Here is a 21,658-nt window from a genome sequence, read left to right as displayed (position 1 = left end):
ATCAACTGGCATGGCTCGGTAGCAACAGAGATGACAAGCCATTCACCCGACAGGTAACCTGACGAAACTGAAGTTTGAATGGATAGAGCATCATGCCGATAGAACACGCCAAGAGGTGGCTGGAAACCCTATTGCTGTTCGGGTTTCTCTTATTTCCCGCTCAAGCCCTGGCCACCGACAGTAGCATGCCGACCCTGGGCGGCGTCCGGCTGGAGTTTATGCTCTTCGCCGCCACCCTGCTGGGGGTCGCCCTGCTACACCACTACACTATGTGGGTGTCGCTGGTGGGGCTCACCGCCATAGTGGCGAGCAAATACCTCTGGCTCCATGACTTCTCCCTAGCCCAGCATCTACTGGGTGGACAGGGTGCAGAGGGCGAGTGGCGGGTACTGCTAAACCTGCTGGGACTGCTGTTTGGTTTTGCCATTCTGGCCAAGCACTTTGATGAATCGCAACTCCCCAGAATCTTGCCAAAATACCTACCCGACGACTGGAAAGGGGGTTTTGCCCTGCTGGTAATGATCTTCGTCATCAGCTCCTTTCTCGACAATATTGCCGCCGCCATGATAGGCGGAGCCATCGCCTTCGTGGTGTTCAATAAACGGGTGCATATCGGCTACCTGGCCGCCATAGTCGCCGCCAGTAATGCCGGTGGCTCAGGCTCTGTGGTCGGCGACACCACCACCACGCTCATGTGGATAGATGGGGTCAACCCAGTGAACGTACTGGGCGCCTATGTGGCCGCAGGCGTAGCCCTGCTGCTATTTGGTGTCATCGCCTCCTTGCAGCAAGATAAATATCAACGCATCGTCAAGGATGCACCGAGCCATGTGGTCGTCGCCTGGCCCAAGCTCGGGGTCGTGGCCCTGATCTTGGTGCTCACCATCCTCACCAACTACGCCTTCGACTTCCCGGCCCTGGGTGTCTGGGTCGCCATCCTGCTCGGGGCCCTGGTGGTCAAGACGCCTTGGGGTGAACTCAAACATGCCACTGCCGGGACTATCTTCCTGATGGGGCTGGTCACCGCCGCCTCCTTGATGCCGGTAGATGAACTGCCGCCCGCCTCCTGGCTCTCCACCTTTATCCTGGGGTTCGTTTCAGCGGTATTCGACAACATTCCCCTCACCAAGCTCTGCCTGGAGCAGGGGGGGTATGATTGGGGCATGCTGGCCTATGCGGTGGGCTTTGGCGGCTCCATGCTCTGGTTTGGCTCCTCCGCCGGGGTGGCGCTCGCCAACATGTACCCGGAGGCGCGTTCCGCCGTGAACTGGCTGCGTCATGGCTGGCATGTGGCCGTCGCCTATGTAGTGGGATTCTTCGTGATGTTGGCCGTGATGGGGTGGAACCCCCAGCCGCCGCACAAGGCAGCGCCCCACCAGCGCCCACTGCCGAGCCAAGTCATAGCCCCGGCAAGCCAAGAGTAGGCGTAGGGCTAACGCTCACTTCGCTTGTTCGGGCGTGTCACCCGGACATCCAGGATCCGCCGCCAGAGCGGGATCGGCTAACGCAGTGACGGGGTCTGGCGCGATCTTGAGATGCGCCTGACTCAGCCAACGGTGTAACAGAGAGGCCCGCCGGGCCTTTCTCTTTTTGATCCGCCATCTGACCAGACGCTGCATGGCAAGCTCTCCTAATCACTTGAGTCTTGGGTGATCTGTGCTTGGCTAGGCTCCGCCGCCCCCTCGGCCCTGGCAACCGCCGACCCCTCGGCCCTGGCAACCATAGGTAAGACATGATGCTGATAGAACCACCCCAAGCCCACCAAGCATAAGCCCAGCCCCAGAAATGAGACAGCCCGGTACAAGCCCTCTAGGTCGCTCATATCCCACAAGAAGATCTTGAGTACCGCCAGCGCCAAGACCAGCAAGGCCGCCTGCCGCACCCGCGCCTGACGCAGCCAACTCCCCACTAGCATCAGGAGTATGGCCGCCACCAACCAGACGGCCGAGTAGGTATACTGCTCGGCATTATAGACCAGGGGAGCATTGAGCCAGTTGCCATGCCATAACTGCCGCACACACAAGGTCAGCCAGAGCAGACCCAGCAGCAGGGAGAAACCGGCCAACCCCAGTTGCAACCAGCGCGGCACGCGCCAGGGCAGGCACAGAGCCTGGATGGCCAACCCGGCGGGCACACCCCAGGCCAGGAGCGTCAGATTGAATACCGGCCAGCTGCCTACCGTTTGGGCTTGCCACACCGGATTGTAGGCCAGGCTCGAGCCCAGCAGCGTCATGGCCAGCATCATACTCAGCAACAGAGGCGAGGCCAGGGCATAGACGCGCTGCAAGGTGCCATGCAAGCGCGCCTTATAACCATAGATGAGCCCCAACGCGCCCCAGGTGACACTGCTCAAGGCGGTATCCGCCAGACCATAGGGCGCGTCGAAGGGGTGCCCGTCAGAGAGCCAGTAGCGCCCCTCCAGCGTCAACCACAGGGTCAAGAGTTGCAAGGCACCCGCCTCCAGCCAAGCCTGGGTCTGCAGCCCGGAGCGCAGCGGTAACCAGCGAGCCGCGGCAAAGAAGCAGAGCACGGGAAGGCCATAACCATACAGGCTCCAGTGGATACCAAAGCTGCCCAGCAGCGGATAATCCAGCAGCCAAGGGTTAAGCGAGAGGCGACAGACCACCACAATCGCCAGCAACTTGAGCAACCAGTGAGGAATACAATCGGCCTCGCGGCGTGCCAGATAAGCCAGCCCCGCCAGCTGCAAGGCCAGCAGAGGCGTCAGGCTCGTCTCACTGCAATAACTGATGAAGGCCAGGGCCAAGGCTCCCTGCCCACCCGCCAGAAAGGCCACCCGCACAGCGACGTGAAAATGCGTACGCCACATGGCCAGTCCGCTGGCAACCACAAACCCGAGCAAGGCTTGCACAGGCCAGACGATAGCGCTGGGCTGCCAGAAACCGGTGGTCGGCGCACGCAGATAGAGCAGAGTCAGCGTCATCAGCGGCGCAGCCACCAGCAGAGAAGCCCACAGGCCACGGCGATAGAGTCGGGGCAAAGCCCACAAGCTGAGTCCCGCCTGCAGTAAAGCGATCCCCAGCGTCCAGCGCCACAACGAGGCAAACGACTCGGCGGGCAAGGCCGGTAACACGCCCCCCTCACCCAGCCAAGCAGGAGCATGTAATGCCAACGCCAACAGCCCAGTGACTGTCGCCCCCCAAGCCAGCAGATCCAGGGCCGCGATACGCAACGCCAACCAGGTGAGCCCCAGCACGCCCAACGCCAAAGCCAGCCAGGCCTGCGCGCTGTAGTCAAAATAATCGAGCAGCAGGAGCAGCAGCGCACACCCCAGCAGCGCCACCCAGTGGACATCCTTGATGAGGCTGGAACAACGGCGCCAACTCAGGGGCCAGCGCAGATCCCGACCGCGCAACTGCCAGCCCAAGCCAGGCAACGCCATGAAGGCATAGAGAGAGAGCAACAGATAGGTGAGCATAAAGCCCTGTTCATCCCGATAGAGGGTGAAGAGCCCCACCAGCAGCCAGAGGAAATGACCCAAGAGGGTGCCCCACCACAACCAGCGTCGCTGCACCCAATATTGCAGCCCCAACGCCGCCAGAGAGATGAGCGCCACATAGATGAGCAACCCCATGAGTGAACCCGCCGACGTGCTGACCAGCACAGGCACCAGATAGCCCCCCAGCAGCCCCAGTACCGCCAACAGCGGCCCCTGGCGCAAGGAGAGGGCCAGGGCCAAAAAGGAGACACCGGCCAACAGCACAAATGCCCAACCAGGCGCCAACAACTGGTATCGCTCAAAAGCAGTCAACAAGGCGGCATACAGGGCGATCACCCCGCCCCCCGACAACGCCGCAGGCACATAGTCGGCTTGTGGGCTTATCCCATCACAGGGCAGGGCAGCATCTTTGTGCCGCAACCATTCGCTGGCCAGCAGTAAGAGCAGGCCGAGGACGCCCCCGGCGATCACGCGTCCCTGGGGGCCCAGCACACTGTGCTCCACCCCGAATTTGACCAGAAATACGCCGCCCAACGCCAGAGCGAGCCCACCCACCCACACCATCCAGCGTGAGGCCCAGGCACTCTCCACACTCTCTACGGCAGTCACGGGTGGCAAAGGGGCAACCACGACCGCGGGGCGCAGTGGCGACTCCCGGTGCGACTGCGCAGCCAGAGTGGCCGCCTCCTGACGCGGTGGCTGCTCAGGACGAAGCGCCGTCACCTTGGGCATGGACTCCGGCATAAGTTCCGGCATCGGCTCTTGCGTTGACGTTGAAGTAGGAGCTGGCCCCCCGGAGGGCACCACGGTCAGCTCGGGCCTTTGCGCGGTCAGAGATGCGCCCTGGGCTGAGGTCGAAGCGTCAACCCCGGGGGCTCGCACCAGACTCGCCTCCAGCTTGCTCAACCGGACAGAGAGCAACCACAGTTGCTGCTGCACCAGGCCAAGACGTGCCAGCGCCAACAACCCGCCCAGCGACCCCAGCAGCAGCACCAGCCCCAGCAGGCCCGCCAACCACAGCCATCCATCCATGTTCCGATCCTTAGTGCCATATGGCCCAGCTTCATGCCGTCATTATCAGCACCCTAGTCAAGCCCACAGGCAACTGCAAGCCTGGCGCGTCGAAGCTGAGTGGCTCACGCCATTATTGTTGGCCAGGCCGTCGAGGCTAACGCACCAGAGCCGACACTCTGCCACCCATTGTCAGACAACCGACAAGCCCAGCCAGCAGCTCATAGGAATAATGTCATTATAAAACAGCTGGTTAAATAAAAGCTGTCGATAGCACTCTTCTTGCAGCAACAGAGACAGCCTCATCATGTGCAAGGAGAGAGAACATGGCCAAAGTCGGCATTTTTTTTGGAAGCGATACCGGCAAGACCCGCAAGGTTGCCAAACTGATCCATGACGCCTTCGCCAGCGAAGACGTTGCTGCCCCCATCAACATCAATAAAGCCAGCATAGATGATCTGCTGGCCTATGACTGCCTGATCCTGGGCACCCCGACCCTGGGCGATGGCGAACTGCCAGGCCTGGATTGTGACTGCCAGGGTGAAAGCTGGGCCGAGTTTGTTCCCGACCTGGAAGGGGCCGATCTGGCAGGCAAGACTGTTGCCCTGTTTGGCTTGGGCGATCAGAAGGGCTACCCGGATGCCTTCGTCAACGCCCTGGGCGAGCTGTTTGATATTGTCAGCAACGCTGGCGCCAACATGGTGGGCTACTGGCCCAACAGCGGCTACGAGTTTGCCGACTCCTCCGCTTTGGATGGCGATGACTTCGTCGGCCTGGTCGTTGATCAGGACAACCAGGCAAGCCTGACCGCTGAACGGGTGACCGCTTGGGTCAGCAGCATCAAACCCCTGATGGGTCTCTAATCCTGACGGCTTCTCCCGCTGGTTCTGGCCAGCGGGAAGCTGGACTCTTCAGCCGCTTTTGCCGCCTGCCCTCTCCTGCCCCGGCTTCACTCTTGACGTTTCCCTGCGTGGCACGCCTCGTTGGCTAATACTTATTGCCATGACAAATGGTGAATATGCCAACTCGCTAACTGACTTATCTCGATGAAAGGGCCAGTATAGGTCCCATTTCCAGCTGGGCTGGTCGGTGAGCATGAGGAATGGGCGAACATGATAACAAGCGACAAGATACTCAATGAATTGAACCGGGTGGTACTGGGCAAGAGTACCGAAATCCGCCTGGCACTCTGCTGCCTGCTGGCTCGGGGCCATCTGCTGATCGAGGATCTGCCCGGCATGGGGAAAACCAGTCTGGCCCACGCCCTGGCCTCCTGCCTGGGGCTCAGCTACCAGCGGGTGCAATTTACCTCCGACATGCTGCCCGCCGACCTGCTGGGCCTCTCCATCTTCGACAAGGATCAGCAGCAATTTGTCTTCCACCCTGGCCCCATCTTCACCCAGGTGCTGCTAGCCGATGAGATCAACCGTGGCAGCCCACGTACCCAGAGTGCCCTGCTCGAAGCCATGGCCGAACAACAGGTCTCGCTGGATGGCATCACCCGGCCACTGCCTGATCCCTTCTTCGTCATCGCCACGCAAAACCCCCAGGATCAGTCCGGCACCTTCGCCCTGCCAGAGTCCCAACTGGATCGCTTCCTGATGCGCATCGAGCTGGGCTACCCGGATGCCGCCGCCGAGCGCCAGATGTTGCTGCGCACCAGCTATCCCCAAGTCACACCGCAACTGGATCAAGCACAACTGCTGGCCCTACAGCAGCAAGTGGCCCAAGTCCAGGCCAGTGATGGGGTGCTCGACTACCTGCTTGCCCTGGTCAACGAGACCCGCCGCCCTGGCGTGGTGCCCAACCCCCTCTCCCCCCGCGCCACTCAAGGCCTGCTCGCCGCAGGCAAGGCCTGGGCCTACCTGGCCGGGCGCGATTACCTGCTGCCCGATGATCTGCAGGCGGTATTCTCCCCCGTGGCCGAGCACAGACTGCGCAGTGGTCAGGGACAATTTGGCACTCAAAGCAGCCTGAGCCGGGCGCTGCTGGAACGAGTGGATCCCATCCGATGAACAGACTGCGCACCCTCTGGCGACAACGGGTAGCGCACTGGCTGGCGCGACGCATTCCGCCTGCGCCCAGCCTGACCCTGGGCTACCGCACGCTGTTTATATTGCCCACCCCCCTGGGCTATCAATATCTGCTACTAGTCGCCACGCTGTTTGTCTTGGGTACCAACTACCAGAATAACCTGATCCTGGCGCTCGCTTATCTGTTGCTCAGCCTGTTCCTCACCACCCTGCTCTACTGCCACCAGAATCTGGTCGGCCTGGAGCTCAAGGCCCTGCCGGCCACACCGCGTTTTGTGGGGGAGAGCGCCAGTTTCGAGGTAGCCCTCAGCACCCAGACGCCGCGCTACGCCCTGCAGTTGATGCCGCATAGAGCCTCTGTCAGCCACGGTTGGTTTAGCCGCCAGCTGCGCAAACAACCCGAGCGGCGGCAAAGACCGCGCCTTCTCCTCCACGAGCAACTGCCGCTGCTCACGGAGCAAGGAAAGCTCTGTGTCACCCTGCACCCCTGGCGACGGGGCTGGCTGCAGGCCGGACGGCTGGAGATCAGCAGCCGTTACCCGTTGGGACTGTTCAAATGCTGGTCTCTAGTGGATCTGCAGCTGGCGACCCTCATCTACCCCAGCCCCCAAGCCTGCCATATGCAGCCTCTGGTCTCGGATCCGGGTGATAAGAGAGGGCAAAATGGCAACAAGGCCCATGACGACATTCCTCACCTGCAAACCCGCGCCCATAGCCACAACGTGGAGGAGTTGAGTGGTCTGCGCCCCCATAAGCCGGGGGAAGCCATGAGCCTCATCGCCTGGAAACAGGTAGCCCAGGGCCGAGGCATGGTGAGCAAGGAGTTTGCGACCGAAGAGCGAGCCGCCTGCTGGCTCAGCCTGGCTCAGGCGCCGGGACACTCGCTAGAAGAGCAGCTCAGCGCCCTGTGCTATCAAGTACAGGAGCTCAGCAAGCAGGGACAACTATTCGGTCTACGCCTGAGTGAGGTACGTCTGGCCCCGGGCACAGGCGCCGACCATCAACGTCAAGCCCTGCAGCATCTGGCCACCTACCGGAGTGAACCCTATGTGGGCTAAGCCCCCCTCATGCCTGCTCTGGCGCCCAGTGAGAGATCTCCATGACCCTAGCTAAATCCGGCCTGACCACCCCCAGAGCGGCGGATGCCCTCGCCCAGCTCTCCCCGCGCAGCATCAGTCGGCTCACCCTGCTGTGGCTGACATTAAGCTACCTGCTACTGGTGATCCCCCTCTACTCCCAGCTCAACCCGCTCATCTACCTGGGCGCCCTGCTCGCCATCGGCTGGCGCTATACCAGCCATCTGCGCGGCTACCAGCCGCCCCGGCGCTGGCTGCTCAACACCATAGCCATAGTCGCGGGGGCGTTTATCATCCCACTCTGGTGGTATGGCAACCTGCTGCAGGCCATGATCAACCTGCTGGTGCTGGCCATCTCGTTGAAGTTTTTGGAATTTCATGAGAAACGGGACATCAGTGTCCATATCCTGGCCCTGCTGTTTCTCAGCGGTGTGCTGTTTGTATTCGAGCAGCAGATGGCCATGGCAGCCTACCAACTGGTGATCCAGTTGCTCTGCATCGCCACCCTGCTCTCCCTCTACCTGCCGGGGCTCTGGCGCCAGCAGGTGCGAATGGCGGGCAAGCTACTGCTGCAGAGCCTGCCGCTGATGCTGGTGCTGTTTATTATCATGCCGCGCCTGGCGCCCATGTGGCGCATGCCCGATGCCAAGATGGCCAGCACCGGGCTCAGCGAGAAGGTCGCCCCTGAGGATATCAGCCGCCTGGTGCGCTCCAGCGATCGGGTGTTCCGCGCCACCTTCTCCGGCACTGTCCCAGCCGCGCGCTACTGGCGGGTCATGGTTCATGAGTGGTTCGATGGTCACATCTGGAGCACCAGCCCGGCACTCAGCTCCTGGTTCAACGCCGTCAAGCAGAGCAGCGGTCGGGCCGGCCCCCGGAGCCAACAACCCGACTGGCAGGGCACACCCCAGCCCTATACCCTGCTGCTGGAGCCCAACTCCGAGCACTGGATCTATGCCCTGGAGCGCTCTACGGGTCCAGAGCAAGAGGTCCTGCTCACCCCCTATCAAGGGCTCTATGCCCGCACACCGACACTTCAGGCCAGGCAACTGACCCTGAGCTACTATCCGGAGCCAGGTACGCCAGGCAGGCTCTCGGGACTGGAGCGCAAACTCAATCTGTTGTTGCCGAAGCAGGGTAACCCCCGTAGCCGGGCGCTAGCCCAGCAGTGGCGCCGCGAGAGTAAAAGCGATCGCGAGCTGGCCCAACGCGCCATGGACTTTTTCCGCACTCAGGGCTTGGTCTATACGTTAGAGCCGCCACCCCTGCAGGGCGACAGCATAGATCAGCTGCTGTTTGCTACGAAACAGGGCTTCTGCGCCCACTACGCCAGCGCCTTCGCCTTTTTGATGCGCGCCGCCGGCATCCCCGCGCGCCTGGCCACCGGCTATCTGGGCGGAGAGTATGACGCCGCGGGCAAGTTTGTCTCTGTCTACCAGTTTGATGCCCACGCCTGGGTAGAGATCTGGCTGGATGGTCAATGGCAGCGTTTCGACCCGACCCTGATGGTAACCCCGGATCGGCTGAATTTAGGGCTCGATCAGGTAACAGACACCAACTTTCTGGCCGCTGATCCCTTTAGCCTGACCCGCTATCGCGGCATTCCCCTGCTCAACGAGTTACGGCTGGTGGTGGCGCTGGTGGATTTTCGCTGGAGTGTCTGGGTGCTCAATTTCAGCCCGGAGCAGCAACAGAAGTTGCTGGCGGGTTGGTGGGGCAATCAAAGCGGGGGACGCCTGCTGACCCTGCTCTGCGGCCTGCTGTTCGCCGCCCTGCTTGCCTGGCTCATCCACCGGCTCTTCCGCCCACAAGCCCGCCGCGATCCGCTGCTGCGCGCCTACCTCTTGGCCTGTCGCCGCCTAGCGCAACAAGGGTATCCTCGTCGCCCCCACGAAACAGCCCAGCAGTATGAGCAACGGCTCGCCAGTGAGGGCTATGCCGCCGCCGCCGTGATGACGGAGATCACCACCCTGTTTGTCACGGCCCACTACCACCAGCGCCACACGGCACAGACGCGTTCCCGGGTCGCCAACACCATCTTGCGTCTGAGCCGGCAATTACGAACCTAAACGCTTGAGCGCGCTTAATGGGCTGCGCTGCAGGGCTCGGTCGACTCGGCCAGCTCCTGCTGCTGCAGCCAGCTTAACCACTGCTTCTGCAGTTGGCTCTTGGCCCGCTCATGATGTGCGGCAATGATACGCGGCAGCGCCTGATCCAGAGGCACGGGCGCCGCCTCCTGGATGCCACAACAGATCAATAGATGAAAGCCCATGGGACTGCTGAGTATGGTACTGAGCTGCCCCTCGGGCAGGCGAAACAGCGCCGCATCCAGCTCGGGGTAGAGCTGACCCGCCGCCACCCAACCAATCTCACCGCCATGCAAGGCCGACGGGCACTCGGAATGGCGCTCGGCCAGCTCGGCAAAACGCAGCGGAGCCATCAGCAACTGATTGCGCAGACTCTCGATACGACGACGCGCCACCAACAACTGATTGTCGATCAGATCCTCATTGATGGTGATGAGAATGTGCCGCACCCGACGCCGCTCCGGCCGTAAAAACTGGCGAGGGTGATCCAGATACCAGGCCCGAGCCGCCTCGTCACTGATGGTGGGCACAGCCGACACCACGCGCTCCAGCACCGCCTCCATCAACAGCTCACACTGCAACGCCTGAGTAAACTCCTCCAGGCTCAGCTCAACTTGACGCAAGGAGGCCAGCCAGCTCTCCTCATCCTCATAGCCCGCACGCACCTGAGCCAGGCGCGCGCTGAGTGCCTCATCCGTCACCTGGATCTCGGCCTGCTTGGCATAGGAGAGGATCCTGGCCTCCAGGGTCAGTTGCCGCGGCAACTGCTGGGCTAGCACCTCGGTTTCTTCTTCTGTCAGCTCCCAGGGGGGGCGCTGATAGTTCTGCAACGCCAGCTTCAGGCGCACATAGTTGATCGCATTTAGCATGCCGCCTCCAGCTCTGGCACCAGAGGTTGCAAGGGCATGGGGGAGCAGGGCCAGCGCAGGGCACTCTCGGGCACCAGCAGCAGACGCTCACCAAACAGCACCTCATAGTTGACGTGAGTCGGCTCCCGCACCACGGCCAGGATCTGGCCACTCTGCCCCTGATCGATAGCCACCTCACCGCGCAACGCCAAGGGGCAGGCGGCATGGATAAAGTCGCCAAATTCGAACTCGTTCTCCACCCAGGGTTCACTGGCCAGAACCAGCTCCTGCTCACGGCAACCGACCGTGATATCCAGATCCAGAAAGTGAACCTGGTAGATCATCTGATCCTGCAAGAAGACCCCAAACTCGCGCACAAAGCCGACACTACCCCGGCGCACCAGCTGCTCACCCCGACGCTTACCGGGAAAGGTGCCGTCATTACGTATGGTGCGGACTACCCGCACCTCGGTGCCAAATTCATAACTGGGTTTCATGACTGAACCTCCTGTAGTGCCGAAAGCGAAATATTTCTGGGCTTCATGGCTGAACCTCCTGTAATGCCGACAACGGAATGAAGCAGGGCTCCAGGCGTTGATAGATCTGCAGGCTGGAATGGATCCTGGCCTCCTGCTGATGAAACTGCTGATAACTCTCGGTCAGCAACTGTTGCGCCAGGGCAAACCTATCCGCCTCAGGCAGGCTGACACTGAGGCTCATGCGCTGTAACCGGGTATGAAACTGGTGCATGATATGCAGACGGCTGACACGCACCTGCTCGGGATCAAAGGCCACGGCAAAGTGGTGCAGAAACTCCTCGGCCGTCTCCAACTCATCGACTTCGGGTAAACTTGTAAACCACTCCATGGCGACTCCTAAAGTACTGCGGTGGGAATACCAAATACGGATTGATAGAGGCAGAGCAGCTCGCTCTCACTCGGGTTGCGTTTATTCTGTTCGGCAAACAGCCGGATGGCCGCCAGCAGCGGCGGGATCTCGGTCTCCGCCAGATGAAAGCCCAGGGCGGCAAAGACCGAACGCACGCCGTTGCGGCCGGAGTGTTTACCCAGCACCAGCTTGTGCTCGCGGCCAAGCAACGCCGGATCCACCCCCTGATAGTTGCGGGGATCCTTGAGCAGGCCATCCACATGCAGCCCCGATTCATGGGTGAATACCCACTCACCAATCAGCGACTTCTGCCCCGGGATCAGCCGCCCTGAGGCCTTGGCCACCAACTGGCACAGGGTCGGTAACTGGTGTGGATCGACCCCCGTCTCCATACCCAGACACTGCCGCAGCGCCATGCTCACCTCCTCCAGTGGCGCATTGCCCGCCCGCTCGCCTAAGCCTGCGACCGTGGTATTGGCGTGAGTCGCCCCCGCCCGGATCGCCGCCAGGGTATTAGCGGTAGCCAGCCCCAGATCGTCATGGGCATGGATCTCCAACTGACCCTGCCAGTGCAGACGCAATGCACTCACACGCTCGAAGGTTGTAAAGGGGTCCAGCAGTCCCAGAGTATCGGCATAACGCAGTCGCTCGGCGCCACTGTGTGCGGCCACCTGGGCCACCTGGGCCAGGGCCTCTATATCCGTGCGCGAGGCATCCTCACACCCCACACAGACGCGCAGGCCGGAGGCACGAGCCAAGCCAATGGCCGCGGCCAGGCGCCCCAAGGCGACCTCGCGGGAGAGGCCCAACTTGCAACTGAGCATCTGATCCGAGGTTGGCATGGAGATGTCGATCCAGCCGGTGCCCAGGGTGGAAGCCAGGCGGATCTCTTGAACATTCATCCGCGACCAGACCATCAGGCGCTCGGCAGGCAGTTGGCTGACCAGCAGGCGTATGGTGTCACACTCCTCCGCCCCCATGGCCGGCACCCCCACCTCCAGCTCGGGCACCCCGGCCGCCAACAGGGCTCGGGCAATGGAGAGCTTCTCCTCACGGGTGAACGCTACCCCGGCCGTCTGCTCTCCATCCCGCAGTGTGGTGTCATTGATGACGATAAAAGTCATGCTCTGCTCCTTAGGCTGCCAGCATGGCTGCGGGCATTTAGCTATGCAGAAGTAGAGCAAGGGTCATTCCACAATATTAGTTGTTTAATATCAGTAGGTTAAAATTTCAAACCACAAGAGTTGCAGGTCAACTGACACTCATTGTCTGCAATGCGACAAACATTGCCTGTCGGCCACAGGCTGATAGACTGGCGCTATCTCTCTCTCAGCCGCGCGGTTCGCCCGGGGGAGAGTCGTTTCATCACGCAGCAACCCACCTTGAGGTAGATATGTTCAGAGTGCAAAAGTGGGGACACCAGTGTCTGGTGTGGGTAGAGATCATAGGCCTGGTGATCGTCGCCATCGCCACCATGGTGGCCGTGGGTCATCTCGTGCTGGCCATGTTCGAGGCCGGCGTGGTCACCCTGGCCGATCTGTTGCTGCTGTTTATCTATCTGGAAGTACTGGCCATGGTGTCCATGTACCTGAAGGAGGGCAAACTGCCGATCCGGGTACCAATCTACATCGCTATTGTGGCCCTGGCCCGTTACCTGATTCTGGACATGAAAGAGATGGACTCCCTGCGCCTGCTGGGCGTGGCCGGTACCGTCTTGATGCTGGCCATCAGTGTCTTCATCATCCGCTATGGCCACAACCGCTTCCCCTACCAGAAGGAGGAGTAAACACCCGACGCTGGCGCCTACTCAGGCGCCAGCCAGGCCGATTTAAAATCAAACCAGCCCAGATTATTGAGCCGGATCCCTCGGGCCTGGGCCGGCCCCTGCAGCCGTAACCAGTGATGGAACAGGGGCTGCAACCAGCCTGAGTCGACAATCTGCTGCACCAGCTGCTCGGAACTGAGCACCTCACTGCGCCAGGCTTTATGCCACTGTGCCAACTGCAACTGATCGCCTCCCGATATCCCCTGCCGCAGCAAGGAGGTACCCAGCAGCCAAGCCCCCACACTCCAAACGAGCGGTGCCGCAAAGTTGACCGAGCCCAGCCAGAGATCGACCTCAGCCTCCCCTCGGGACCAGCAGGCATAATCCAGCTCCAGCAACTCTAACGTCACCCCCTGCTCAGCCAGCAGGCTGGCCATCACCCGAGCCAACAACCGATACTCAGGTTGCTGCTCGTAATAGGCCAGTCGCAGCTTAGGCGCCGCCTCACCAACCCGAAACCAGTGGGTGGGACGCGACTCCATCTGCACACTCCGAGTGGAGGTATGCAACCAGATGGGCAGCAGACTGCCTGCCGGGGCCCAATAGCGCCGCACCGCCAAGGGAACCTGCTGCATCAGGGCGTAAGGATCCAGCACCTGCTGTAACCAGCTCCGCTTGTCGGCCTCCTGCCAATGGGGGGAGCGGCCATCGCACAATAAAAAATAGCCCCCCTGCTCCAGCACCATCTCTGCCGTTGCCGCGCCAGGGGCCGGACTCTCGGACTGGGGTAAGGAGGCCAACTGCACATCCCAGCCTGAAGCCGAGGCCAGGGGATCATCGGCACTGCGCAGATCCAGCCCGCATACCTGCCGCTCTCCCAATTCCAGTTGCTCGGCGAGATCGGGCCACATCCAGATATCCACCTCATCCAGCAGGGCCCGAAAACCAAAATAGCCGTCGAAGGCCTGCAGTTGCAGCTGCCAGGCATCATTGGCTGCCACCCGATAGGGGCCCGTGCCTATGGGCCTGGAAGCAAAATCACTCTGCGCTCCATGGTCAGCAGGCAAGATCATGGCGGCGCTATCGGCCAACAACCAGGGTAAGCGGGGATCCGGGGCGCTCAGGTGGATGAGCAGAGTGCGGGCCCCCTCGGCCTCGACCCGTTGCAGATGTTGATAGAGGGGCAACTGGGCGCAACGTTGCAAGGAGAGCTGCACATCATTGATCTCCAGCTCCCGACCATCGTGAAACAGCACGGCCGGGCGCAGATAAAAACGCCAGCACAAGGGGTCCAGTTGCTGCCAGTGGTGAGCCAGGTCAGCCTCCACTTCCCCGTTTTCCTCATTTATCCGCGTCAGACCGTTGAAGATCTGCCGCACCAGATGCACCTCGGAGCGGCGCAGGGGGCTGCCAGGATAGAGATTGGGCATGGGACGATAATATGGAACGCGCAACACCTGCCGATCGGCCCGACTCTGATGACCCAACCTGGCCCGCAGCAGAGGTGCCAACAATCGGGTCTCCTCCCCCAGCAAGGCGACCGCCTGGGCAATATGGCCCGCGCCCAGCAGCTGATCGGCTCTATCACTCAGTAGTTGCTGCTGGCTGTAGAGCAGTTGCAGCCGGGAGCGGCGGCCTCGGCCCGGCTCGGAGTGCCACCGGATCCAGCCCTGAGCCTGCATCTGATTGAGCAGATTACGCATATGGCGCCGGGTGCAGCAGAGCCTGGTGGCCAACTCCTGCAGGGTACAACTGAGCTCGCTACTACCCAGTTGCTGCAGTAGCTTGAGGTACTGCTGCTCGAGACGATGTCCGGACATAAAGGGGAAGCCTGAATTATTGAAGTCAGCAATTTTTCATTCCCTATATTTAGCCCACTATGGACTTACCGACAAGCTTTCGATGAGCAAGGCCAACAGGCCGCGCAGAAGCTGAGGTAGTCACCAAGGAGATAAGCTATGTACCGTCCAACACCCGCCCAACTGGCTGGCTTTTTTCGCCGTTTCCTACTACAGAACAGCAAGACGTGCTGGGGTGACCTGCGCTGGGCCCAGCAAGAGCTGGAGCGTTTGATGCAATGGCAAACCATGGCGATGCCCGAGGCGCAATATAAGCAGCACTGGTAAAAAATCCGCCAGACTAACGCGATGAGGAGAGGTTATGCAGATCGAACATGTGGCCATCTGGTGCCAGGATCTGGAGCAGATGCGGCAGTTTTATGAAGAGTACTTTGGCGGACGAGCCAATCAGAAGTATGTCAATGCCCGGGGCTTTAACTCCTACTTTCTGCACTTTGAACAGGGCGCCCGGTTGGAGCTGATGCAATGGCCCCAAGTCAACCAGAGTAAGAATAGCGCCAGCAGTGAGTATCTCGGCCTGGGTCACCTGGCCTTTTCCCTGGGCAGCAGGGAGGCGGTGGATAGGCTGACAACTCGCCTGGTGCAGGATGGTTTCGAACGGCTGAGTGGCCCTCGCGTCACAGGCGATGGCTATTACGAAAGCTGCCTGCTCGATCCTGAGCTCAATCGCATCGAGCTTTGTGCCTAAACCAAACCGCTGAAGCCAACCTGAACATGCCCCCTTGCAGCAAGGGGGCAACGGCGTCCAGCCTAGTTATAGGCCGGGGCAAACTCACCCAGTTCAGCCAACTGGGGCTTGTTCTGCACCCAGTAGGGGGAGAGGGAGCGCAGACGCTCAATCACAGGCGGCAGTTTCTCGATGACATAGTCGATCTCTTTTTGCCGGGTAAAACGCGACAGGGAGAAGCGCACACTGCCATGAGCGGCCGTATAGGGGATCCCCATGGCCCGCATCACATGGGAGGGTTCCAGCGAGCCGGAGGTACAGGCACTACCGCTGGAAGCGGCAATGCCCAACTGGTTGAGCATCAGGAGAATAGCCTCCCCCTCTATGTATTCGAACGCGATATTCAGGGTATTGGGGGTGCGGTTGTCCGGATCCCCGGTCACCAGCGAGCAGGGGATCCTGGCTAGCAACTCGGTTTGCAGCTCATCGCGCAGCTCCAGGGTATGCTTGCCCATCATGGGCATATGCAGCTCGGCCAGCTCACAGGCCACTCCTAAGCCGACAATCCCGGCGGCATTCTCGGTACCGGCGCGACGCCCCCGCTCCTGATGCCCCCCACGCAGCAAGGGGCGAAAGCGGGTACCGCGTTTGACATAGAGGGCACCTACACCTTTGGGGCCATGAAACTTATGGGCCGAGAAAGAGAGCAGATCAATGTCACTGCTGGCCAGATGGACAGGGATCTTGCCGATCACCTGGACCCCGTCACAGTGAAACAGTATCCCCTTCTCCTTGGCCATGCTGGCCATGCTCTGCACCGGGAAGAGGGTGCCCGTTTCGTTGTTGGCCCACATCACAGAGACCAGCGCCACCTTGTCGGAAAGCAGGCTCTGGTAGTGATCCAAGTCGAGCTGCCCCTTACCGTTGACCGGCAGACGATGAATGGTATAACCACGACGCTCCAGATGCTCGCACACTTCGAGTATGGCCGGGTGCTCTACCACAGTGGTGATGATCTCCTTGCGCTCGGGGAAGGCTTCCACTGCCGAGAGCAGCGCCGTAGAGTTGGCTTCGGTGGCGCAGGAGGTAAAGATAATTTCACTATCATGGGCGGCGCCCAGCAGGCTGGCGACCTGTTCCCGAGCCCGGGCCAGGGCGCGCCGCACCGGCTCACCGAAACCATGGATGGATGAGGGATTGCCGTAGTGCTCGGTAAAGAAGGGCATCATGGCCTCGAATACCATGGGATCGACGCGGCTGGTGGCATTGTTATCAAGGTAAATGGCTTTCATGCTGTAACTCCTGATCCTGGACCAGGGGCGCCATTGACGGCGGCCCCCATAAAGGTGATCACATCCCGATTCAGACGGGCGTCATCTCGGCTTGGGTCACGCTGACCACCTGGATGTAACGGCCCAGCTTCTCCATCATGCTCTGCTGGATCCAGGAGAGGGTCATGTCAGTCATCATGCAGCCCATGCAGTTGCCCGACAGCGCCACTTCCACCTTGCTGCCATGCACACTGATGAGGGTCACATCGCCGCCATCGGCCTGCAGCCGGGGGCGCATCTCCTCCAGTACGGTCACAATCGCCTGCCACTCCTCCCCCTTCTGAGAAAGGTCGATATTAGGCGCCACGGGGGAGCGCTCGGTCACCACGGCACTGATGCGCGCCTCGGCACAGGGCGCCTCGGCCAGCACCTTCTCCAGCACCTGCTCAATCTTTTCATGACAGGCGCTGCAACCCCCGCCCGCCTTGGTGTAGTGAATAACGTCAGAGAGGCTCTTGAGGCCATTCTCCTTGACGGCCCGCACTATCTTGCCTTCGTCCACGGCGAAGCACTTACAGATCAGCGCCCCCTCTTCGTGATCATCACACCACACTTCACCACGGAAGTTGGCGATGGCGGCCTCCAGCGCCTCGCGCCCCATGACGGAGCAGTGCATCTTCTCCGGCGGCAAGCCATCCAGATAATCGGCGATATCCTGGTTGCTGATCTCCCCCGCCTCGGCCAGACTCTTGCCGATAACCATCTCGGTCAACGCCGATGAGGAGGCAATGGCACTGCCGCAACCAAAGGTCTGGAAACCGGCATCTTCGATGATCTCGCTCTCCGGATTGACCTTGAGCATCAGGCGCAGGGCATCACCACAGCTGATGGATCCCACATCGCCGATGGCATTGGCTTCGGCCAATACCTTGGCATTGCGGGGGTTAAAGAAGTGATCCTTTACTTTCTCAGAATAATTCCACATGGGTAACTCCTCCCTTCGCCTTGCTCTGTGTCGTCATGACATCTGTTGTGATTGTTGGTCTTCCGGTGTGCAGCTGCCCTTGGCACACTGACACGAAGTGGGGGTCACCTTGATAAGCAGGCCCGATTCTCCCTGGCGTTCGCCTAGCGAGATATGCGCCTCTTGCAGCAGCGCCCAAGCCGGGGCATCAGCCAGCAACACCAAGCCGGATATCTCCATAGGCACATCCTCCGGACTTGGCTTGGCACGCCAACCGGCCTGCACCTTGATCCCCTGGCAGGCATCCCCGCTGGCGCTCAAACGCAATCCGGCGGCCGGGATGTTGAGGTTCAACTGCAGACGTTTTAGTACCGCTAACGCGCTGGGTTCGATTTCGAGCATGGGCGCTTCTCCTTGTGACTACCATCACAACAGAGCAAGAGCAGTGCCATAGAAAAAAACGTTTATTTTCAATGCAATAAAGACAAATATTGTCTTGGGAATGCAACAAAAAGGAGGGGATTTGTCGGCTTTGTTGCACAATTGACAGGCGGCAAAAACAAGCGCGCCCCGGACCAGCCGGGGCGCAAACTACACAGGAGTATTCGAATTACACTTTGTCGATCAGCAGTTGATGGCTGTCGAGCAGATGTTGCAGTACCTGATCGGCGGTAGAGCTGGCCGAGCCGGTCACATCCAGATAACTGGTACCTTGCAGTTCAATCTTTTGCACCACACCACTACCAATGTGCGCGGAGTCCTGTAGCAGCAAAGTCACATTATTATGGTCGGTGTTATCGACTTTGATGCTGTTGAGCAGGGTGCTCAAACTCTTGCTGCTGTCGTGATCCAGAATATCGCGCAGATCGAGAATATCACCGGGCACCTTGACCGCATTATTCTCCACCACGCGAACACTGAAGTCCTTAACCAGGTCGAAAGCAGGGTTACCCACCACACCTTGGTCGCCCGCATTCCAGACAAAGCTGTCTTGGCCCGTTCCGCCGGTGAGCGTATCGTTGCCCACACCGCCCAACAGCAGATCATCGCCATCGCCGCCGACCAGGATATCGTTCCCCAGACCACCGTAGAGCTTATCGCTGCCACCGCTACCGGAGAGGATATCGTCACCGCCCATACCGTTGAGTACATCCCGGGCGTCACTGCCGGTCACCTGCTCGACCAGATCAGAGCCGGTATACTGTTGACCCGTGCGCAACAACCAACCACCGTTACCGTCACTGATGATGTCCTGCAGCTCGGTCAGATCACGGTCGAAGAGACCAAACTCACCATCGCCCAGTACACTGTAGGTACTGTCGGCTGCACCGTGATGCTTGAACTCGATCTTCAGATCCGCATCCAACCCCTGATCCCAATAGAGCAGCTCCAGAGCATGAGTGCCACCTGAGATAGAGAAGTTTTCATAAACAGTCTGAGTTACCGGCTGATTTTGATCTACCGCCCCAACCAGCAAACCGCCGATCCGCAGCAGGTAGCCATCATCCCCAGTGATGCGAATATCGTAAGCGCCCCCTTGCAGAGACAACCAGCCGATACCCCGCACTATGGCATCAGTCGTGGTTCCCATGCCCCCGGTTTTCAGGTTATCCGAGGTATGACCGTCGTTGTTGGTTGCCACGGCTGTGCTGGCATCGCCCTTCAAGAAAGTGAACAGGTTGGCCGAGTTGGAAATCGCTTGGCCATTGGCATAGTAACCATGATTGGTCTCCCCCAATCCTTTACCCACCCCACCTTTGGTTCCCAAGGTGTAGTTGATATTGGTGATCTGGAAGGTAGCATCGGTGGCCATTGTGCCACTAAAGCCCGTAGAGCCAACTACTTGGCTTCCGTTACGGCCGTTAATGATGGTCGTCGCATCGCTCAGGCGATCCAGATTACCCAGCGTGGTATCATCACTATGCCGGTACCAACTATTGGCAACTGCGGTGCTGTCGTTATATCCGAAGTATTCACCATGCAAACCATTCTCACTGACCACCACGCTACTGTTGGTCAGTTGCACATCCTTGGTGCCCTGGATGTCTACCGTGATCACATGACTGGAACCATCCAGAGTCTGAACGGTGAAGGTCTCTTTCTTGACCTGCCCTTCAGTCAACGCCTGCACCGCGAGCTGATCATTGTTGACGGTATAGTGCCAGTTGCCCGCCGTATCTATGGTCAGTGATCCCAGAGTTCCGGAGCTGGCAGTAACCTTGCTCGGATCAAAGCCTGACTGACCCGTGTCGACATCCGTTGCCGTCAATTTACCGCCAGCAGTTAGCTGATTAGCCACGGTCACGGCCACATCTTCGATCACCACACCAGAGGAGCTGCCAGTGACAGTCGGCACATCATTGGTGCCGGTGATATGAATGACGAGCTGTGCCGTTTCACTCCCCCCCTTGGCATCACTGACCTGATAGTTAACCACCAGATCCTGCTTCTCCCCCTCAACTAGATGCTGATAAGCCGCATGACTGGGGTCAAAAGACCACGAGCCATCATTCGCCACGCTCAAACCGGCGGGCAGAGGCGCGGAGGTACTGAAGCTCAGGAAGTCACCATCATAATCCTTGGCCACCAGTTGCCCATTTACAGCGGCATCCCCTTCCTGCACAGAGACAGCCTGATCATTAGCCGTGATGGGTGATGCGGTAATATCGACCCTTCCGGTTGCTATGCCGCTATGCCCATCGTCCACCGTGTAGGTAAACAGCATCTTGGTCTGGGCACCCTGATCCAGCAACTGAGCCGGAGCCTGATACCTCAAGTGTTGCAACTCGGTGGAGGTGAGGAGCATGTTCAGCGTCAAGGCTGTTCCATCCGCCTTAAACAGGGTCCCCTCCGTCGGCAGAGAGGCAACCTTGATGGTCAAGGCATCCCCATCCGGATCGAAGGGTGCCTGCAGATTCAGGGACTTGCTTAACCCCTCATTCAATGCAATCGCAGTCACAGAAACCACGGGACCATCATTGTCAGGATTAACTGTGATATTCAAAGTCGAGCCGGCCTTAGCACCTTGCGGATCCTGGATCTCGTAACTCACCTGCGGCAACGTACCGTTGTAGTTGGGCAGCGGATCGAAGGTGTACTGGCCATTACTCTGCAACATGAAGTCACCGATATTCGCCAAGGTGACACTGCTGCCAGCCTGATGTTCTATGCCGTTGATCCAGAATCGCGTCACCACCAGACTGCTATGACTATTGTCCACATCCTTATCGTTATCCAGCACATTGCCCGTAGCCAGCAGATCTTCGGCGATCACCTTAGTATCCGGGTTAGCCTCAGGCTTATCGTTGCTACCCTTAATTTCCACGCTCAGCGTAGTCGTTGATGTTGAACCATCGGCATCACGAACAGTGTAGGTAAATAGCTCGGTTAGCTTATTGCTCACATTCAGCTCATCCACCGCTGGCTTGCTGTTGTCCAGCTCATAGTGATAACTACCGTTCGCCTGCATGGTCAAGGTGCCATAGCTACCAACCACTACCTGACCCACATTGCCATTGGCCACAGTCGACGTATCACCACCCACCTTGACACCCACCACACCACCACCGACAGTCCAACCATCGGCACTGACGAGATCGTTACCCGCAGCATCACTTATTACATTACCAAAGATGGAGTTAGGGCCATCTTCCACAATGGTGTTGCTATCAGGATTAGCCAGCGGCGCCGTATCGGTAATGGCAATATCCAGGCTGTCGGTGACTTTGC

General features: G+C 59.7%; 18 protein-coding genes. 8 read left to right on the top strand and 10 right to left on the bottom strand.

Going from position 1 to position 21,658, the window contains the following annotated elements:
- Positions 1–92 precede the first annotated feature (92 nt).
- Positions 93–1,424 carry a citrate transporter gene (locus ACZYTD_RS15040; protein WP_463893250.1) on the top strand — a complete coding sequence of 444 codons (1,332 nt, stop codon included), beginning with the start codon at positions 93–95 and terminating at the stop codon, positions 1,422–1,424.
- A gap of 206 nt (positions 1,425–1,630) precedes the next feature.
- Here the strand turns inward: ACZYTD_RS15040 and ACZYTD_RS15035 are convergent, their stop codons facing one another.
- A complete protein-coding gene (locus ACZYTD_RS15035) occupies positions 1,631–4,492 on the bottom strand; it encodes a DUF2339 domain-containing protein (RefSeq protein WP_463893248.1) in 2,862 nt (953 codons plus the stop codon).
- Between the two features lie 305 nt (positions 4,493–4,797).
- On the opposite strand from ACZYTD_RS15035, the gene ACZYTD_RS15030 reads away from it, so the two are divergent.
- The 4 genes from ACZYTD_RS15030 (at position 4,798) to ACZYTD_RS15015 (ending at position 9,649) form a co-directional block, all read left to right on the top strand.
- Positions 4,798–5,334, top strand: coding sequence for a flavodoxin (locus tag ACZYTD_RS15030; protein WP_463893247.1), 537 nt, complete (start codon positions 4,798–4,800; stop codon positions 5,332–5,334).
- 249 nt (positions 5,335–5,583) lie between these two features.
- Positions 5,584–6,486 (top strand): AAA family ATPase, encoded by a 903-nt coding sequence (locus tag ACZYTD_RS15025; RefSeq protein WP_463893244.1) that lies wholly within the window; start codon positions 5,584–5,586, stop codon positions 6,484–6,486.
- A complete protein-coding gene (locus ACZYTD_RS15020) occupies positions 6,483–7,562 on the top strand; it encodes a DUF58 domain-containing protein (protein ID WP_463893241.1) in 1,080 nt (359 codons plus the stop codon). Before ACZYTD_RS15025 ends, ACZYTD_RS15020 begins: the two co-directional genes overlap by 4 nt.
- Positions 7,563–7,603: 41 nt before the next feature.
- The gene (locus tag ACZYTD_RS15015; RefSeq protein ID WP_463893239.1) at positions 7,604–9,649 is read left to right on the top strand and encodes a transglutaminase TgpA family protein; all 2,046 of its coding nucleotides are present in this window, start codon (positions 7,604–7,606) and stop codon (positions 9,647–9,649) included.
- Between the two features lie 14 nt (positions 9,650–9,663).
- Here the strand turns inward: ACZYTD_RS15015 and nifM are convergent, their stop codons facing one another.
- The 4 genes from nifM to nifV are packed head-to-tail and all read right to left on the bottom strand — an operon-like array spanning position 9,664 to position 12,527.
- Entirely contained in the window at positions 9,664–10,536 is an 873-nt protein-coding gene (gene nifM, locus ACZYTD_RS15010; RefSeq protein WP_463893236.1) for a nitrogen fixation protein NifM, read from the bottom strand.
- Complete coding sequence (locus ACZYTD_RS15005; protein WP_463893234.1) at positions 10,530–11,012, bottom strand: nitrogen fixation protein NifZ; 483 nt, start codon at positions 11,010–11,012, stop codon at positions 10,530–10,532. The genes nifM and ACZYTD_RS15005 overlap by 7 nt, the downstream gene beginning before the upstream one ends.
- Positions 11,013–11,055: 43 nt before the next feature.
- The gene (locus tag ACZYTD_RS15000; protein WP_463893232.1) at positions 11,056–11,382 is read right to left on the bottom strand and encodes a nitrogenase-stabilizing/protective protein NifW; all 327 of its coding nucleotides are present in this window, start codon (positions 11,380–11,382) and stop codon (positions 11,056–11,058) included.
- Positions 11,383–11,390: 8 nt separating this feature from the next.
- The gene (gene nifV, locus ACZYTD_RS14995) at positions 11,391–12,527 is read right to left on the bottom strand and encodes a homocitrate synthase (protein ID WP_463893230.1); all 1,137 of its coding nucleotides are present in this window, start codon (positions 12,525–12,527) and stop codon (positions 11,391–11,393) included.
- A 269-nt stretch (positions 12,528–12,796) separates the two neighbouring features.
- Here nifV and ACZYTD_RS14990 point away from each other — a divergent pair, with 269 nt between their 5' ends.
- Positions 12,797–13,189, top strand: coding sequence for a phosphate-starvation-inducible protein PsiE (locus ACZYTD_RS14990; RefSeq protein WP_463893228.1), 393 nt, complete (start codon positions 12,797–12,799; stop codon positions 13,187–13,189).
- A gap of 17 nt (positions 13,190–13,206) precedes the next feature.
- On the opposite strand, the gene ACZYTD_RS14985 is transcribed toward ACZYTD_RS14990, so the two are convergent.
- Complete coding sequence (locus tag ACZYTD_RS14985) at positions 13,207–14,988, bottom strand: SgrR family transcriptional regulator (RefSeq protein WP_463893226.1); 1,782 nt, start codon at positions 14,986–14,988, stop codon at positions 13,207–13,209.
- A gap of 138 nt (positions 14,989–15,126) precedes the next feature.
- On the opposite strand from ACZYTD_RS14985, the gene ACZYTD_RS14980 reads away from it, so the two are divergent.
- Positions 15,127–15,294 (top strand): hypothetical protein, encoded by a 168-nt coding sequence (locus ACZYTD_RS14980; RefSeq protein ID WP_463893224.1) that lies wholly within the window; start codon positions 15,127–15,129, stop codon positions 15,292–15,294.
- Positions 15,295–15,328: 34 nt separating this feature from the next.
- Positions 15,329–15,715 carry a VOC family protein gene (locus ACZYTD_RS14975; protein ID WP_463893222.1) on the top strand — a complete coding sequence of 129 codons (387 nt, stop codon included), beginning with the start codon at positions 15,329–15,331 and terminating at the stop codon, positions 15,713–15,715.
- 62 nt (positions 15,716–15,777) lie between these two features.
- Here the strand turns inward: ACZYTD_RS14975 and nifS are convergent, their stop codons facing one another.
- The 4 genes from nifS to ACZYTD_RS14955 all read right to left on the bottom strand — a co-directional run.
- Positions 15,778–16,986, bottom strand: coding sequence for a cysteine desulfurase NifS (nifS, locus tag ACZYTD_RS14970; protein ID WP_463893220.1), 1,209 nt, complete (start codon positions 16,984–16,986; stop codon positions 15,778–15,780).
- A gap of 70 nt (positions 16,987–17,056) precedes the next feature.
- Entirely contained in the window at positions 17,057–17,950 is an 894-nt protein-coding gene (gene nifU / locus ACZYTD_RS14965; RefSeq protein WP_463893218.1) for a Fe-S cluster assembly protein NifU, read from the bottom strand.
- Positions 17,951–17,983: 33 nt separating this feature from the next.
- Positions 17,984–18,331 (bottom strand): hypothetical protein, encoded by a 348-nt coding sequence (locus ACZYTD_RS14960; RefSeq protein ID WP_463893216.1) that lies wholly within the window; start codon positions 18,329–18,331, stop codon positions 17,984–17,986.
- 208 nt (positions 18,332–18,539) lie between these two features.
- Positions 18,540–21,658 (bottom strand): VCBS domain-containing protein (locus tag ACZYTD_RS14955; RefSeq protein ID WP_463893214.1); only part of this gene is annotated, 3,119 nt, incomplete at its 5' end.

The sequence above is a fragment of the Pseudaeromonas sp. HNCC25DJ180 genome (assembly GCF_055413345.1).
This window is presented reverse-complemented; position numbering and strand designations above follow the sequence as displayed.

Excerpts from the sequence above, each read along its gene's own strand:
- nifU (WP_463893218.1), bottom strand. The coding sequence starts at position 17,950 with ATGTGGAATTATTCTGAGAAAGTAAAGGATCACTTCTTTAACCCCCGC.
- ACZYTD_RS15005 (WP_463893234.1), bottom strand. The coding sequence starts at position 11,012 with ATGAAACCCAGTTATGAATTTGGCACCGAGGTGCGGGTAGTCCGCACC.
- ACZYTD_RS15020 (WP_463893241.1), top strand. The coding sequence starts at position 6,483 with ATGAACAGACTGCGCACCCTCTGGCGACAACGGGTAGCGCACTGGCTG.
- ACZYTD_RS15040 (WP_463893250.1), top strand. The coding sequence starts at position 93 with ATGCCGATAGAACACGCCAAGAGGTGGCTGGAAACCCTATTGCTGTTC.
- ACZYTD_RS14975 (WP_463893222.1), top strand. The coding sequence starts at position 15,329 with ATGCAGATCGAACATGTGGCCATCTGGTGCCAGGATCTGGAGCAGATG.
- ACZYTD_RS15035 (WP_463893248.1), bottom strand. The coding sequence starts at position 4,492 with ATGGATGGATGGCTGTGGTTGGCGGGCCTGCTGGGGCTGGTGCTGCTG.
- ACZYTD_RS15015 (WP_463893239.1), top strand. The coding sequence starts at position 7,604 with ATGACCCTAGCTAAATCCGGCCTGACCACCCCCAGAGCGGCGGATGCC.
- nifS (WP_463893220.1), bottom strand. The coding sequence starts at position 16,986 with ATGAAAGCCATTTACCTTGATAACAATGCCACCAGCCGCGTCGATCCC.
- ACZYTD_RS14990 (WP_463893228.1), top strand. The coding sequence starts at position 12,797 with ATGTTCAGAGTGCAAAAGTGGGGACACCAGTGTCTGGTGTGGGTAGAG.
- ACZYTD_RS14960 (WP_463893216.1), bottom strand. The coding sequence starts at position 18,331 with ATGCTCGAAATCGAACCCAGCGCGTTAGCGGTACTAAAACGTCTGCAG.
- nifV (WP_463893230.1), bottom strand. The coding sequence starts at position 12,527 with ATGACTTTTATCGTCATCAATGACACCACACTGCGGGATGGAGAGCAG.
- ACZYTD_RS15025 (WP_463893244.1), top strand. The coding sequence starts at position 5,584 with ATGATAACAAGCGACAAGATACTCAATGAATTGAACCGGGTGGTACTG.
- ACZYTD_RS15000 (WP_463893232.1), bottom strand. The coding sequence starts at position 11,382 with ATGGAGTGGTTTACAAGTTTACCCGAAGTCGATGAGTTGGAGACGGCC.
- ACZYTD_RS14980 (WP_463893224.1), top strand. The coding sequence starts at position 15,127 with ATGTACCGTCCAACACCCGCCCAACTGGCTGGCTTTTTTCGCCGTTTC.
- ACZYTD_RS14985 (WP_463893226.1), bottom strand. The coding sequence starts at position 14,988 with ATGTCCGGACATCGTCTCGAGCAGCAGTACCTCAAGCTACTGCAGCAA.
- ACZYTD_RS15030 (WP_463893247.1), top strand. The coding sequence starts at position 4,798 with ATGGCCAAAGTCGGCATTTTTTTTGGAAGCGATACCGGCAAGACCCGC.
- nifM (WP_463893236.1), bottom strand. The coding sequence starts at position 10,536 with ATGCTAAATGCGATCAACTATGTGCGCCTGAAGCTGGCGTTGCAGAAC.